Origin of the sequence: Natronococcus jeotgali DSM 18795 (assembly GCF_000337695.1) — an archaeon.
Taxonomy (GTDB): Archaea; Halobacteriota; Halobacteria; order Halobacteriales; family Natrialbaceae; genus Natronococcus; species Natronococcus jeotgali.
The window spans coordinates 17,136-31,565 of sequence record NZ_AOIA01000126.1 but is presented as its reverse complement, the minus strand read 5'-3'; the positions used below and the strand labels follow the sequence as shown (position 1 = coordinate 31,565).

The 14,430-nt window shown below is 68.1% G+C and carries 14 protein-coding genes; 9 read left to right on the top strand and 5 right to left on the bottom strand.

Features of this window, described 5'->3' with window-relative positions; genetic code table 11:
• Positions 1 to 21 precede the first annotated feature (21 nt).
• Together C492_RS14230 and C492_RS14225 are read left to right on the top strand one after the other, a co-directional pair.
• Positions 22 to 867, top strand: a complete 846-nt coding sequence (locus C492_RS14230) for a class 1 fructose-bisphosphatase (RefSeq protein WP_008424736.1) — start codon at positions 22 to 24, stop codon at positions 865 to 867.
• A gap of 156 nt (positions 868 to 1,023) precedes the next feature.
• Complete coding sequence (locus tag C492_RS14225) at positions 1,024 to 2,778, top strand: outer membrane protein assembly factor BamB family protein (RefSeq protein WP_049893074.1); 1,755 nt, start codon at positions 1,024 to 1,026, stop codon at positions 2,776 to 2,778.
• Between the two features lie 29 nt (positions 2,779 to 2,807).
• Here the strand turns inward: C492_RS14225 and C492_RS24250 are convergent, their stop codons facing one another.
• Entirely contained in the window at positions 2,808 to 3,254 is a 447-nt protein-coding gene (locus C492_RS24250; RefSeq protein WP_160166997.1) for an O-methyltransferase, read from the bottom strand.
• On the opposite strand from C492_RS24250, the gene C492_RS24695 reads away from it, so the two are divergent.
• Positions 3,228 to 3,413 carry a hypothetical protein gene (locus C492_RS24695; RefSeq protein ID WP_049893073.1) on the top strand — a complete coding sequence of 62 codons (186 nt, stop codon included), beginning with the start codon at positions 3,228 to 3,230 and terminating at the stop codon, positions 3,411 to 3,413. The genes C492_RS24250 and C492_RS24695 overlap by 27 nt on opposite strands.
• A 420-nt stretch (positions 3,414 to 3,833) precedes the next feature.
• Here the strand turns inward: C492_RS24695 and C492_RS14210 are convergent, their stop codons facing one another.
• Positions 3,834 to 4,067, bottom strand: coding sequence for a hypothetical protein (locus tag C492_RS14210; RefSeq protein WP_008424729.1), 234 nt, complete (start codon positions 4,065 to 4,067; stop codon positions 3,834 to 3,836).
• A 231-nt stretch (positions 4,068 to 4,298) separates the two neighbouring features.
• Between C492_RS14210 and C492_RS14205 the strand changes: the two genes are divergently transcribed.
• The gene (locus C492_RS14205; protein ID WP_008424728.1) at positions 4,299 to 6,050 is read left to right on the top strand and encodes an outer membrane protein assembly factor BamB family protein; all 1,752 of its coding nucleotides are present in this window, start codon (positions 4,299 to 4,301) and stop codon (positions 6,048 to 6,050) included.
• A gap of 497 nt (positions 6,051 to 6,547) precedes the next feature.
• Here C492_RS14205 and C492_RS14195 read toward each other — a convergent pair whose 3' ends face one another.
• Complete coding sequence (locus C492_RS14195) at positions 6,548 to 7,564, bottom strand: hypothetical protein (protein ID WP_049893072.1); 1,017 nt, start codon at positions 7,562 to 7,564, stop codon at positions 6,548 to 6,550.
• Between the two features lie 199 nt (positions 7,565 to 7,763).
• Here C492_RS14195 and C492_RS14190 point away from each other — a divergent pair, with 199 nt between their 5' ends.
• Both C492_RS14190 and C492_RS14185 read left to right on the top strand, forming a co-directional pair.
• A complete protein-coding gene (locus tag C492_RS14190) occupies positions 7,764 to 8,057 on the top strand; it encodes a DUF7577 domain-containing protein (protein WP_008424722.1) in 294 nt (97 codons plus the stop codon).
• A gap of 160 nt (positions 8,058 to 8,217) precedes the next feature.
• Positions 8,218 to 9,462: a hypothetical protein gene (locus tag C492_RS14185; RefSeq protein WP_008424720.1), complete on the top strand. Its 1,245-nt coding sequence runs from the start codon at positions 8,218 to 8,220 to the stop codon at positions 9,460 to 9,462.
• A 5-nt stretch (positions 9,463 to 9,467) separates the two neighbouring features.
• Here C492_RS14185 and C492_RS14180 read toward each other — a convergent pair whose 3' ends face one another.
• The gene (locus tag C492_RS14180) at positions 9,468 to 9,734 is read right to left on the bottom strand and encodes a hypothetical protein (RefSeq protein WP_049893078.1); all 267 of its coding nucleotides are present in this window, start codon (positions 9,732 to 9,734) and stop codon (positions 9,468 to 9,470) included.
• Positions 9,735 to 9,867: 133 nt separating this feature from the next.
• The gene (locus C492_RS24245) at positions 9,868 to 10,017 is read right to left on the bottom strand and encodes a hypothetical protein (RefSeq protein ID WP_160166996.1); all 150 of its coding nucleotides are present in this window, start codon (positions 10,015 to 10,017) and stop codon (positions 9,868 to 9,870) included.
• A 716-nt stretch (positions 10,018 to 10,733) separates the two neighbouring features.
• Between C492_RS24245 and C492_RS14175 the strand changes: the two genes are divergently transcribed.
• The 3 genes from C492_RS14175 to C492_RS14165 are packed head-to-tail and all read left to right on the top strand — an operon-like array spanning position 10,734 to position 14,321.
• Positions 10,734 to 11,987 (top strand): four-carbon acid sugar kinase family protein, encoded by a 1,254-nt coding sequence (locus C492_RS14175; protein WP_008424716.1) that lies wholly within the window; start codon positions 10,734 to 10,736, stop codon positions 11,985 to 11,987.
• On the top strand, positions 11,974 to 13,014 hold the full coding sequence (gene pdxA, locus C492_RS14170) for a 4-hydroxythreonine-4-phosphate dehydrogenase PdxA (protein WP_008424714.1): 1,041 nt from the start codon (positions 11,974 to 11,976) through the stop codon (positions 13,012 to 13,014). Before C492_RS14175 ends, pdxA begins: the two co-directional genes overlap by 14 nt.
• The gene (locus C492_RS14165) at positions 13,011 to 14,321 is read left to right on the top strand and encodes a lactate racemase domain-containing protein (RefSeq protein WP_008424712.1); all 1,311 of its coding nucleotides are present in this window, start codon (positions 13,011 to 13,013) and stop codon (positions 14,319 to 14,321) included. The genes pdxA and C492_RS14165 overlap by 4 nt, the downstream gene beginning before the upstream one ends.
• Positions 14,322 to 14,430: the final 109 nt, after the last annotated feature.

Here is a 14,430-nt window from a genome sequence, read left to right as displayed (position 1 = left end):
CGCAGGTCCGACGGGACGGCGGTGGTCTCGGTGACGGACGTGCGTCCGATTCTGAACGCGCTCGCGGGGGCGACGCCCACGGTTCGCGAGCAGTTGCGGACGTCCCGCGGGAAGACCGCCGGCGAGAACCCGAGCGGCGACGCGCAGTCGGCCGCGGACCTGGAGATCGACCGCACCCTCCGCGATCGACTGGCGGCGCTCGACGGCGTCGGGACGTTCGCCAGCGAGGAGCGCGACGCCGTCGAGGACGTCGGCGAGGGATACAGCGTCGCCGTCGATCCGCTCGACGGCTCGTCGAATCTCCGCTCGAACAACACGGTCGGCACGGTCGTCGGCGTCTACGACGCCTCGCTCCCGGCGAGCGGTCGCGAACTCGTCGCCAGCGCGTTCGTCCTGTACGGTCCGCTCGTGACGATGACCGCCGCCGTCGACGGGATCGTCACGCGGTACGTGATCGACGACGGCGAGATCGTCGAGTCGGCTCCAGTCAGCTTCCCCGCCCAGGGCTCGATCTGCGGGTTCGCCGGTTCGACCGCCGAGTGGTCGACGTCCGTCCGCGACGTCTGGTCCGACCTCCAGCGCGACTCCAAACTTCGGTACACGGGTGCGATGGTCGCCGACGTCAACCACCTCCTCGTCGACGGCGGCCTGATCGGGTACCCCGAGCGAGCGACCAGTCCCGACGGGGACCTCCGACTCCAGTACGAGGCCAACCCGATCGCACACCTCGTCGAAACCGCGGGCGGACGGTCCTCGACCGGTCGCGGATCGATCCTCGAGCGCGAACCCGAGGACCTCCACCAGCACACTCCCGCCTACTTCGGGAACGCCGAGCAGGTCGACGCCCTCGAGTCGGCGCTGGAGTAGCGTCTCGGCTACTCGCTCGCGTCGCCGCCGTTCTCCAGAATTCTCGTCTCGAGCGGCGCGGACACCCCTCGAGCCGACTCCGTTCGGCGCGCGAGGGGGCGACACAATATTCAAAATAGTCTGAATATATTTGTACCTGATGTTCGATGGAGCGGTATGAGCGATTGGAGCCGGCGATCTGTACTGGCGACGGGTGTGGCGCTCTCGACGGGGGCGCTCGGGTCGGCTCGAACCGACGGCGAGGCCCGGACCGAGGCGCTCCCGGATTCCGCTCTCGAGCCGAACCCGGGACTCGAAGGCGAGTGGCCCTCCCACCGCGGCGGGGCCGGACACGCCAGGTACGCGGACGGTCCCGGGTTCGACGGCGGCGCGCTCGAGGCGGCCTGGTCGGTCGACCACCACGACGAGATCGCCGTCGCGGACGGGACCGTGTACGCGACGATCGATAACGGCGTCGTCGCCCTCGAGGCGGCGGACGGCTCGCTCGTCTGGGAGAACCCCGACGTCGCGGCGACCGCACCCTCGGTCGACGCCGAGCGCGTGTTCCTCACCGGGACGGAGGTCGTCGCGCTCGATCGGTCGAACGGGCGCTTCCGCTGGCGGACCGACTTCGGAACGGACGAGGCGGCCGCCTGGCAGACGGTCGCGTACGGCGGCGTCTACGTCGTGGTCAACGGAGCCCTGTACGCGCTCGAGCCCGCCGACGGCTCGGTCCGGTGGGACGTCGGCTCCGTGATCGACGGGAACGGCGACGAGCGCGCCTTCGCCGAGGGGACCGCGGCCGCCAACGGGGTGGTGTACGCCGCCGCCGGGAACGTGCTGCTCGCGTACGACCCCGACACCGGCGAGGAGGTCTGGCGCCGCGAGTCCGACGGCACCGCCCGGGGGACGGCGATCCAGGCGAACGAAACCGCCGTCGTCTCCGCGGGCGGTCCGGACGGCGATCGACGGCGCTACGACGCGCAGACGGGCGCCGTCCTCGGAACGGCGACGCCCGACTCGTCGAGCGAGGTCGCGCTCGGCGAAACGGGGCTCGTCGCCGGAGCGGGCGACGCCTACCGCGGTCGCTCGCTCGAGGACGACCGAATCGACTGGACCCTCGAGGCCGAACGCGCTTACGGGCCGGCCGCCGTCGGCGGCGACGCCGCGTACGTCGCCGTCGCCGACGGCGACGGCCAGCGACGGCTCGTCGCGCTCGGTCTCGAGGACGGCGGCGAGCGGTGGTCGGTCGCCGAGCGCGAGGTCCCGGTCGGACCGATCCGGGCGCTCACCGCGGACGCGATCTACGTCGCTCGCGACGGCGACCTCGTCGCGCTTCGGGAACCTGCCGACGACGGTGACGGTCGGGACGACGACGGTCGAAGCGATCGCACCGGGGGCGAGGACGGCAGCAGCGACGGCGACGATACCCGGAGCGATCCGAGCGAGGGGGGATCCGAGCGCCGGATCCGGAACCGAAACGACGACGGCGGAGCGGACGACGGCAGCGCCGACGCGACCGACGACACCGACGACGACGACGAATCTGGTGATCGAGAGGAAATCGGCGGTAACGCGACCGACGATGGCGACGGTAACGACACTGCCGACGGAGGGACGGGCAACGAAGTCGACGAGGAGACGACCGACGAGATCGACGGCGGGAGCGAAACGGAACCCGGCTCGCGAACGGACGACGATCCCCTCGAGGACGGTGCCGAAGGCGACGGCGCCCTCGATCCCGAGGGGACCGAGCGCAACGGCGCGACCGACTCGGCCGACGGCACGGAACGCGACGCCGCCGTCGACGCGGGCGCCGCCGAGCGGACGCCCGGCTTCACCGCGGGCGCCGGGATCGCCGGCGGCGCGCTCGGCCTCGAGTTGCTCCGGCGCCGCGCGGGCGCCGAGAGTGATCCCGCGCTCGAGGAGTGACGCCGATCGGACGCCGTTCCCACCGCCGCTCAGTACGGCAGCGAGAACCGCTTCGGGTCGGAGACCGACGAGTTGACCACGACGAACCCGGTTCTGTTCGTCAGGACCGACAGATCGACCCGCGGGTCGGCGCGGATCTCCGCCCACGCTTCGTCCATCCCGTCCGAGTAGCCGTTCACGTCGTCGAACGCGATGATCGCGTCCTCGTTCGCGAACTCGTACAGCGCGTCGAAGTACTCGAGCGTCGCGTCCTTCTGGTGGTGGCCGTCGAGGAACGCGACGTCGAAGTTCGGCGCGGTACCGTCCTCCAGGAGCACGTCCTGGAACAGCCCCTGTCGGGCGGTAACTCGGTCCTCCAGGCCAGCTTCTCGATCGTTTCTCGAGCGATCCTCACCTGCGGTTCGCCGGCCTCGATAGTGGTGAGGTGGCCGCTGTCCAGCCCCGCGCCCATGTACGCGGCCGAGGTTCCGAGACACGTTCCGAACTCGACGACGCTCGGCGAGTGGTACTGCGTGAGCAGCGCCGTCAGCAACGTTCCGTACCTCGACGGACAGTGCGGGAACTCGGAGACGGTCACGGTGCTCGAGCGCCCGTCGTACACGTCCTCGGTCACCCCCTCGTCGCTCGGCCCGTGAAACGAGTACGTGACCTCGGAATCGTCGTTCTGCAGGGCGGACTTGCGATCCGAAATCCGCGCGAACGTGGCCCGCTGGTCCGCGGTGAACGAATCCCGCAGACAGATCCGAAACCCGTCGGCGAGTCTCCGCGCAGCCGGATCGTCGACGGCCCCGATAGCCCCGGCCGTTCGTCGAACCCGCGACCGCCGTAGCGACTCGGCGAGGCGGCTTTTCACCCTGCCGGCGACCCGCCCGTACTCGTTGTGCCCGGCTAACCGCTTGGCCTCGAGGAGGTCGGCGTACAGACTTACGGCTCACGCGTTTCCGCCGTGTGGTTGTGGTTTTGATGGTCGGTGCCCCGCTCGGACCCGAGGACGGAGAATCGCAGGCGTCGTCCCGACGGGGTGGTCGAGCCGTCGCGTCCGTGCAGCGGGCGAGCTACCGGGCGGTTCGCTGCGCTTCCTCGGCCTCGAGGAGCTGGGCGCTTATCGCGACGAAGTAGACGAGCATGAACAGGAAAAACCCGACGGTGAGCGGGAGGAGTCGCCTGTCGACGATGGCGAGGTCGAGCAGCGCCGCTGTGACGATAGCAGCGGTGTAGACCAGGATCACGAACCCACCCACGGCGTAGTAGAATCGGATATCCGATTCGAACTGCTCCTGGAGGTCCATACGGGCACTTCGACGGCGGCTGAGAAAAGAATACTGATCCGACAGTCGAATCGTCGCGTCCCGTTCGACAACCGTCGGTGGGACGGCCCCGTTCACCTCGCCGTCGGTGCGGCCCCGACGAACCGCTCTCGGTCCGCGACGGCCGACCCGCCCTCGCGGAGCGTTCGATCCGAGCCGTGCGAACGATATCCACGGGGTATATGTACGTAACGGGAGACGCCCGAAACGAGTATGACGGGCTGGAGGCGGCGAACGATACTGGGAACGGGCGCGGCGCTGTCGATCGGTGTCGTCGCGACGGGCGCGAGCGGTGCCGCAGAAACGGGCGATACGGACGCGTCGCTCGAGGAGTCCGACGGTTGGTCCTCCTACCGTGGGAACGCCGGAAACACCGCGTACGTCCCGTCGGACGGGTCGTTTCCGAAGCCGGAGACGGTCGCCTGGGAGTACGACGAGGCCGGCCGGGCGGCGATCGTTGACGGAACGGTCTACCTCCGGACGGGCGGGGCGGTGCACGCGCTCGACGACGCCGACGGTTCGGTGCGCTGGGAGAGCGAGGGCGTCGGCGCCGGCGGAACCCCCGCGGTCGCCGGGGACGCGGTAGTCGTCGGCGGAGACGCGCTGACCGTCTTCGAGGCCGACACCGGCAAGGTGCGCTGGAGCGAGCCGTTCGACGGCGAATCGCCCGTGACGAGCCCGACCGTCGCCGACGGGACCGCCTACGCCGTCGCCGACGGAACGCTGCTGGCGTACGACCTGGCCGACGGCTCACCGCGCTGGAGCCGGGACTCGGTCTCCCTCGAGGCGTCGGCCGAGGGGGCCGCGGCCGACGCCGACGGGCGGGAGGCCGGGTTCGAGGCGATCCCCGTCGCGGTCGCGAACGGACTCGCGTACGCGGTCGCGGACGGGTTCGGGATCGCCGCCTTCGACGCCGAAAGCGGCGACACCGAGTGGACCCACTGGCGTCGGGACTACGACGGGCTGTCGGTTTCCGGCGTCGCGGCGACCGCCGAGCGGGTGTACGTCGGCGGGAGTCCGGAGGACGACTTCCCGATCCTCGACGCGGCCACCGGCGACCGCATCGGGGCGGGCCCGAGCGTGTTCCCGCCGGCGGCGACCGACGCGGTGCAGGTCGCGGCCAGTCGCAACGGCCTCCGGGTTCGCGACTACGAGGCCGACGGGGGCTGGGAGGACGTCGGCGGGACGAGCGGGTGGCGCGCTCCCGCGGTCGTCGGGGACACGGTCGTCCTCCCGTACTACCCCGGGTACAACGAGCGCGCGGTGGTCGGGCTCGCCCTCGAGGACGGCGGCGAGCGGTGGGAGTTCACGCACGCGGTCGTCGACGGCGACGCGCTGGCCGACTGGTACGCCGTTACCGAGGAGACGATCTACACGAACGGCGCGAACGGACTCGTCGCGCTCCGGGCGGAGCACGGCGATGACGGCGAGAGCGACGAGGCAGATGGAAACGACGAGCCGACAGACGACGACGCTGACTCGGGCGACGGGGAAAGCGGCGACTCGAGCGACGGAGACGAGAACGCGACCGAGGAAACCGGCGACGACGAAACCGACGCCGAGAGCGAGTCGGATACTGGCGACGACGGCGGGAACGAGACGAACGACGACGGAACCGAGAGCGACGACGAAAACGGAACCAACGGGGACGACGCCGCGGAAGCCAACGAGGACGAGTTCGAGGGCGAGGAAACCGGGAGCGACGGCGAAGAAAACGCTTCCGAGAGCGGGACTAACGGAACGAACGGAACCGACGGCAAGAATACCGGCGACGAAGCGGACGGCGGGAACGGAACCGTCGACGGCGACGGTGACGACGGATCGAACGGGGCGACGGACACGTCCGACGACGAGGGGATGCCCGGCTTCACGGCCGGCGCCGGGGTCGTCGGCGGCGCGCTCGGTCTCGAGTGGCTGCGCCGCCGCGCGAGCGACGAATCCCCGGAGTCGACGACGCGGGACTGAGACTGCGGTTCGGCCGTATCCGTTTCGACGACGCAGTGGGAACGCCAGCGGCGCTTCGAACTCGGTCGCTCTCGCGCCACCGTCGTTGCGGTTCGCTCCCGCTCGAACGCTGACCGAACGCGAGTGCGTACGTAACATATTGACACAAAGTATTTATTACATGGTAGTATAGTATGAATTAGTCGGAGGGTCCCGCCGCTGACGCTCGCCCGTATGCATGCGGTCTCCGGCTACTCCCCCACTCCCCCGAACCGCCACGGGTTTTTTGTCGATCCGTTCGAACTCGAGCGTGTGCTGTCGAACTCGCGGGCTGTACTCGTCGACTCGACGATCGGCTCGAGACCGTTCTCCGCTCGCGGATCGAGAACTCGCGAACGCGAAGCTGCGTCTCGCCACGTCCGTCCGCGACAAAAAGTCCGCCGCAGCTGCGGGGCCGTCGGGACGCTCTCGGTGTCCGTCGGCCGCGAGTCGATCACCGGCGCCGCTCGAGGCGACCGTTACTGGTCGATGACGTCCCCGCGGACCGAGTACGTGCGGACGTTGCCGCAGTTTTCCGCGCCGAACGTGACCGTCTCGGTCCCGCCGGCCTCGAGGGGGATCTCGGTGCTCTCCTCCTGTGCGTCCCGGTCCCCCTGGATGTTGACCCAGATGAAGCCCGTGATCTCTTCGGGGGTCTCGTTGTAGACCTCGACCTCGACCTGGCAGTTCTGCCCGTCGAACGAGTGCGATTGGACCGAAAAGACGTTGTCGGTGCCGCCCGCCATGGCGACGTACCCCTCGATGTCGTCGCCGGCGCGTTCGATGGCCTCGTAGCCGTGGAGTTTGAATCCGAAGTGGGTGGCCTCGTCGCAGTCCTCCAGCACCGCGGTGAGCCGGTGGCTCGCGTCGTCGCCGTCGAGTTCGTAGTCGTTGTTCCGCGACTCCGCGAGAACCTCGTCGCCGTAGTAGACGACGAAGTCGTACCGGATCCGGGCCGTCTCCCCGTCGGGCCGCGTGATCCGCGCAGTCAGCTCGCAGCCGTCGCCGACCTCGAACGCCGCGACCTCGAGCGGACTGTCGTTGACGATCTCGTTCTCGTAGTCGCCGGGATCGAGTTCCTCCTCGCCCCCGCTTTCGTCGTCGCTCTCTCCGTCGTCTTCGGCCTCGTCGCTCTCTCCGTCGTCGCCTTCCTCGCCGTCTTCACTCTCGTCGTTGCTTTCCTCGTTCTCCTCGTCGGCTTCCTCGCCCTCGAACTCGTCCTCGTCGCCGTCGGTTTCGTTCTCGCCGTCAGTCTCGTTTCCGTCGTCACTCGTCTCGCTTTCGCCGTCGCTCTCGGTTCCGTCGTCGTTCGTCTCGTTCCCGCCGTCGTCGCCGGTATCCGACTCGTTTTCGGGGTCGGTTTCGTCGTCGCCGGTTTCCTCGGACGTCCCCTCGTCCTCGGGCGCAGTGTCTCCGTTTTCGTCTCCGTCGTCGCTGCAGCCCGCGATCACGGTTGCTGCACCCGTTGCACCGATTAGGAACTTTCTCCTGTCCATGAAAACAACATATGTTCATGGATAAAAAATATATCGAATATGAACTCAAAAAAGTACCTTTGGTCGGTATCGGCTATTCCCGTTCGCTATCGTCTCCGGTCGAGTCGGTCTCCTCTTTCGGTACTCGGCCCGGTACGCGTTCCGTCACTTCTCGAGCAAAATAGGCTAAGTGACCTCGAGTGTTATGAATGCACATACCATGGATACCATCATCATCGCAGTGGTGGTCCTCCTGCTCGGGGGCTGGTGGACCGCACTCATGTTCCGTCAACACGAGGCGGACGAGGACGAAAGCGACGACGCCGCCGAGTCCCTCGACGGGTTTGCCCCCGGAGCGTACCACCCGACCGGCGCGGAGTACTGGGACCGGACCCACGACCGGTCTTCCGGCCCTCACCCGCCGGCGCCGGGTGTCTGTCCGAGTTGCGAGACCGAAAACGACCCCTTCTACACGTACTGCCGCAACTGCGTCGAACGTCTCAGCCCCGCTTGATCGAACCTCCTCCGCGTAACGTCTACCGCCGTCGTGCCATCCTCCGGCGTTCCCGCTTCCGCGCCGCGGCGGCGACGGCCCCGGCCCCGACGTCGGCGAACCGGGTTACGACACGAACCGAAATAGCAATGAGCAGTCGCTCGGGTTACTACGAGAACGAATGTCCGCGTTCGGTCGCCCCCTGATGGCTCTCGTCGTGTTCGTCCTCGTCCTCGCAACGCTCGGTGCCGGGTCGGTCGTCTTCGATGCGGCAGGGGACGGCTCCGAACCCCCTCGAGAGTTCGCTACCGTCGACAACGAGACGTCAGCGCTCTGGCCGTACACCAGCCGTGCGACCGCGTTCGACGGGCGGACGCTCGCGCTCAACCTGATCGTGTACGGGGACACCGAGGAGACGGCCCTGCACCTGACCGAGCAAAGCGAGGGCGACTGGAACGAAACCGACGAGGAGGAGGCGGACGTCGGAGGCGCCGAGGACGACGAAGCCGTCTTCGGAACCGCGACCGCCTGGGGGAACGCCGAGGGCTCGACCCGATACACCTACGCCTCGCCGACTCCGGATCCGGACGACGGGATCTGGCTCGCGGAGAGCTACGAACTCCACGACGGCACCTACCTCGGAACGCGCCACCACATCCGCGCGTACGAATCGCCCGCCGACGAGAACTGGACGGCGATGCAGGCCCACCAGGAGCACTGGGACTGGTTCCACCTCAGACACACCGTCGACAGCATCGAGGAGTCACAGCAGTACGTCGAGACGGAGTTCATGGGCCGCTGGTTCGTCGACGACGTCACTCGCGTCCACATGGACAACGATCGCAGCTCCGACGGCGACGGATGGGTTACCGTGGTCGACCTCGCGGACCGTCCGACGGCGCTTACCGTCCCGTTCGTCGGCCTCCTCGGCGCGTCCGTGCTGCGGCGGTTCGATCGCGCCAGCGTCGTCCGATACTGGGGGACGCCGCGGGTCCGAAACGCGATCGCCCTGCCGGTCTCGCTGATCGCGGTCTACCTCTTCGTCAGGTTCGGCGCGATCGCGCTCGAGGGCGCGCTCCCGTCGCTCGATCCGCGGATCGTCGCGGCGCCGTTCTACCCGCTGATATTCGGCGGACTCCCAGTCTGTACGTACGTCTTCGCGCGGCGGCTCGATCGACCGACGGCGTTTTCGGCCGCGTCGATCGGCTTCGCGGTCGCGATTCTGCTCGATTACACCCTGCTCGGCGTCACGCAGTTGCCCGTCAACGTCCTCGTCCACCGGTTCTCGGCGGCGGTCGCGCTCGGCTTCGTCGCGGTCGGCGCGTCCCACGCAGAGCGGTTCGACTCGGAGCGACACGGCTACGTCAGAACGGGCGTCATACTCTGGGTAGTCATCCTGTTGCTCCCGCTTCTCCAGTTCGTCTGATTCGCTCAGTCCGGACTTCGGTACGGCCGCGACCACGGCACGGTCGTCCGCGTGTACACGACGATTCCGACGAAGACGACGATGTAAAAGAACCATCGGGGGAGCGAGAACCACTGGGCGACGCCCGAGGCCAGCAGGATCCAGGCGCTCACGAGCAGGACGTCGACGAGGATCGAATCCCGGTTGAATCGGAGGTACGCGACCAGCCGTCGGTATCTGGACTCGAGGAGCGGCTGGTTCTCGGGCGAGCCCCGGCGGTCGCTTCGGTCCATGGTGATCGACTCGTTCGAGCGCACTTCTGGCTTTTCAAAACGGGTCGACGGGCGAGACGTCGGTCCGCGCCGGATTCGAACTCGCCGAGATAGAACGAACGGCGGCCGCAGAACGCGGAGAGCGCGGCGGGCGTTAGTAGCCGAAGTAGACGTCGAACGCGAGTCCCGTCGAGACGAGGAGAACGAACGCGACGACGAACGCAAGCAGCGCGGTCTGGCGCTGCAAGAGCGGCTCGTACGATTCTACATCGAAACTTCCTGGCAGGTACGGTCCTGTACTCATAGATAGACGTCGGTGTGGCAGGCATAAAATTCTGTTTCGAGCCGCGTCACCACTCATCATTTGTGAAACGGTCCTACGAGATGTGATACCGCACGACGATCGACGCCCGTTCCGTGTCAGGAGTTTCGTTCCGGAAGCGGCGCGGTCCCGTACGGTTGGCGAGTACGGCTACCGACAGTTAAGCGTGGGGGTTCTCCGACGACCGCCGTTTCGAAGCGGACGCCGACGTACCGCCGCGATGCCGACGCCGACGGAGGAGACGCTGCACCGCCGTTCCCGTACCGACCGACTCGCAGATCCACTGAAATGGCAATAATATAACAATACCTCCATCATGCTGTGTTAGAATTGCTAATATTCGAAAACACCACTATCCACTGCGATCTCGGAACAGAATGGATGAACGAACCGAAAATCTGCCTCTGAAACGGGATATGAGGGCCGATAGCACGAACTGTTCGTCATCTTGATAGCTTTCTGGCCGGTACCTAGATAGCGGTCACTCACACCGTTATTCCCGATATCCGGGACAGAAAGCACCGATAACGGAAGAGAATCGATAGCGACTGACTGAACATTTATTGTACAATATTCACATTATTACCACTAGTCGGATACTCGAGCATTTGGCGGGCAGCGAGCGAACGAGGATCGTGTCCGTCCCATCGGGAGCGACGAGGTGAACCGTTTTGTACGCGCGTTCTCGAGATACCGGCATGAGCAGCGTACTCGTCCTCGCCGACGACTTCACGGGCGCGATGGACACCGGCCAGGGGTTCGCCACCCGCGGGAGTTCGGTTCGGGTCGTCGTCGCCGACCCGGACGCTCCTCGATCGCTCGAGGCCCGCCCGGACGTCCTCGCGGTCGACCTCGACAGTCGCGATCTCGATCCCGCGGCCGCGGCGTCGGCCGTTTCCGCGTGGCTCGAGCGGGACCCCGTCCCCGAGGTCGTCTACAAGAAGATCGACTCGACGCTACGGGGAAACGTCGCCGCGGAGGTCGACGCCGCCCTCGCGGCCACCGAACGGGAGCTGGCGATCGTCGCGCCCGCTTTCCCCGGAACCGGTCGAGTGACGGTGAACGGCCGCCACCTCGTCGACGGACGGCCGCTCGAGGACGCCGACTACGGTACCGACTCCGACCTCCGTGCACTGTTCGCCGGGTCCGAGTACGACGTCGTCGGGCTATCGCTGGAGACCGTCCTCGAGGGAGCCGACGCGGTCGCGTCGGCGCTTGCGGACCGAGGACGTGACGGCCCGGAGATCGTCGTCTGTGACGCGATCCACGACCGGCATCTCGAGGCGATCGCGGACGGCGCCCGTCGCTGCGAGCGCGAGGTCCTCTACGTCGGCAGCGGCGGGCTGGCGAGTGCGGTGTCGGTGCCGAACTCGTCGCGGTCGCTCCCGGAACCGACTCGCGAGGGGACGGACGCGCTCGGGATCGTCGGCAGCGTCAACGACCGCACGCTCGAACAGTTCGGGGCCGTCCCCGACGACTGGCTCGTCGAACTCGATCCCGCCGCGGCCGTCGCCGACCCCGAGGCCGCGGGACGGGAGGCGGCGACGGCGCTCGCGGAGGCGCGTCGAACCTGCGATCGAGTCGTCCTCACGGGCGCGACCTCGCGGGACGACGTGCGGCGGGCGAGGACGGCCGCGGCCGACCGGGGCGGCGACCCCGGCTCGAGAGTCGCGCGGGCGCTCGGCGTCGCGGCCGCGGAGGCGACCGCGGACGCCCCACCTGCGGGACTGCTCCTGACGGGCGGTGCGATCGCGCGGGCCGTCCTCGAGGAACGCTCCGCGAGGACGATCGAACTCACCGGCGAGGCGGTCGTCGACGGCGTTCCGGAGGGCGTGATCGGGGACGGCCCGGCGGCGGGAACTCCGATCGTGACGAAGGCGGGCGGGTTCGGCGACCGGAGGAGTATCGTTAACTGTCTGAACTTCCTTGCTTCGAGCCATGAGTCGGAGTGAGCGACCAGTCGTCGCCGTAACGATGGGCGACCCCGCCGGCGTCGGGAGCGAGATCGTCGCCGCCGCCTACCCGATGTTACTCGAGCACGCGAACCCGATCGTCGTCGGCGACGCGAGCGTGATGCGCGCCGGCGTCGACGTCTCGGGCGCCGACCTCGAGATCGAGACTGTCGGCGCGGTCGCGGACGCCACGTTTTCCGAGAGCGCGGTTCCCGTCCTGGATCTCGACGCCGTCGACGACCTCGAGTACGGCGTCGTCCGCGAGGACTACGGCGAGGCCAGCCTCGCATACGTCGAGCGCGCGATCGAACTCGCGGTCGACGGCGAGGCCGACGCGATCGCGACCGCGCCGATCAACAAGCAGTCGACGCGTCTGGCCGGCAGCGAGTACGCCGGCCACACCGGGATGCTAGCGGACTACACCGATACCGAGAACTACTCGATGATGCTCGTCGAGGACGACCTCGTCGTCACCCACGTCAGCACGCACGTCCCGCTGCGGGAGGCCTGCGACCTGGTGACGACCGAGAACGTCCTCGAGACGATTCGGGTCACCGACGAGGGGCTGCGCGACCTCGGCATCGAGGAGCCGACGATCGCCGTCGCCGGGCTCAACCCCCACGCCAGCGACGGCGGGCTGCTCGGCGACGAGGACGACGAGGAGATCCGTCCCGCCGTCGAGCGCGCCGCCGAGGCGGGGATCGACGCCCACGGACCCGAATCGCCCGACACCGTCTACGTCCAGGCCGCCCGCGGGAGCTACGACTGCGTCGTCTCGATGTACCACGACCAAGGCCACATTCCCATCAAGACGCTGGGCTTTTCGAGCGAGGACGCCGTCTCCGGGGTCAACGTCACGATCGGGCTGCCGATCGTCCGCACGAGCGTCGACCACGGGACGGCCTTCGATATCGCCGGCGAGGGGATCGCCAGCGAGGCGAGTCTGATCGACGCGGTCGAGGTCGCCGCGGAGATGGCCGAGCGGCGACGCGAGCGGGGGGAAGCGCCGCCGAGGGGTGAGGAATGAACCTCGAGTTCCCCGACGCCGACGTCCTGCGGGCGACCAACGACCACACCGTCGCGGACCTCCCGCGGTTCGCCGTCGCCCGCCGGAAACGCGACCTCGAGTCGATCGACGACGTCGAGGGAGCCGCCAGGGCCGCGGTGGACGACATCGACGCGTTCGAGTCGCTCCCGGAGGGGGCCGAGGTCGCCGTCACGGCCGGCAGCCGCGGGATCCACGACATGCCCGCGACGCTTTCCGCCGCCGTCGACGAACTCCAGGATCGGGGCCTCGAGCCCTTCATCATCCCCGCGATGGGCAGCCACGGCGGCGCGACCGCCGAGGGCCAACGCGAGACCCTCGCGGCGCTGGGAGTCACGCCCGAACGGATGGGGTGTGAGATCCGCTCGTCGATGGCCGTCGAGGCCGTCGGTGAGGACGCGCTGGGCCGTCCCGTCTACGCCGCGAAGGACGCCCTCGAGGCCGACGCCGTCCTGCTGGCGAACCGCGTGAAGGTCCACACCGATTTCAACGGCGCCGTCGAGAGCGGGCTCTCGAAGATCGCGGTCATCGGACTCGGCAAACACCGCGGGGCCGAATCGCTGCACAACGCGGCGATCGCGACCGAGTTCGCCGACGTGATCCGGGACCGGGCGGGAATCCTGTTCGAGGAGACGCCGATCGTCGGCGGCATTGCCCTGCTGGAGAACGCGGCCGACCGCGCGGCCCACATCGAGGGTGTACCCGCCGCCGAGATCCCCGAACGCGAGCCCGAACTGCTCGAGAAGGCCCGTGATTACTTCCCGCAACTGCCCGTCGACGACCTCGACCTGCTGGTCGTCGACGAGGCCGGGAAGGACAAGTCCGGCACCGGGATGGATACGAACGTCCTCGGACGGTACTCCTTCCACGGCGAGGACGAGCCCGAGTCGCCGTCGATCACGCGGGTGTACGTCCGCTCGCTGACCGACCCCTCTCACGGGAACGCCTTGGGCGTCGGGCTCGCGGATTTCGTCCACCGGGAGTACGTCGCCGACATCGATTTCGAGGACACGTACGTCAACATCGTCACGAGCGGCGAGACCGATCGAGCGAAGATTCCCTTCGTCGTCCCCGACGACGCGACGGCGTTCGTCGTCGCCTGCTCGACGACCGGGATCGCCGATCCCGAGGAGCTTCGGGCCGCACGGATCCCGAGCACGATGGAGCCCGATTCGCTGGTCGTCTCGGAACCCGTCGCCAGGGAACTCGCCGAGCGCGAGGACGTCGAGGTTGGCCCGCTCGAGGCGCTGTCGTTCGAGGACGGCGAGCTTCCGCCGGATCCGTACTGAACCGCTGACACGTCTGACGCTCCCGACGGACGGCGAACCAGTTCCCGTCGCTCTCACTCTCCTGACAGAAACCGCGCGGCCGCACGCGACGTGTGCGACGTGCCGCCGA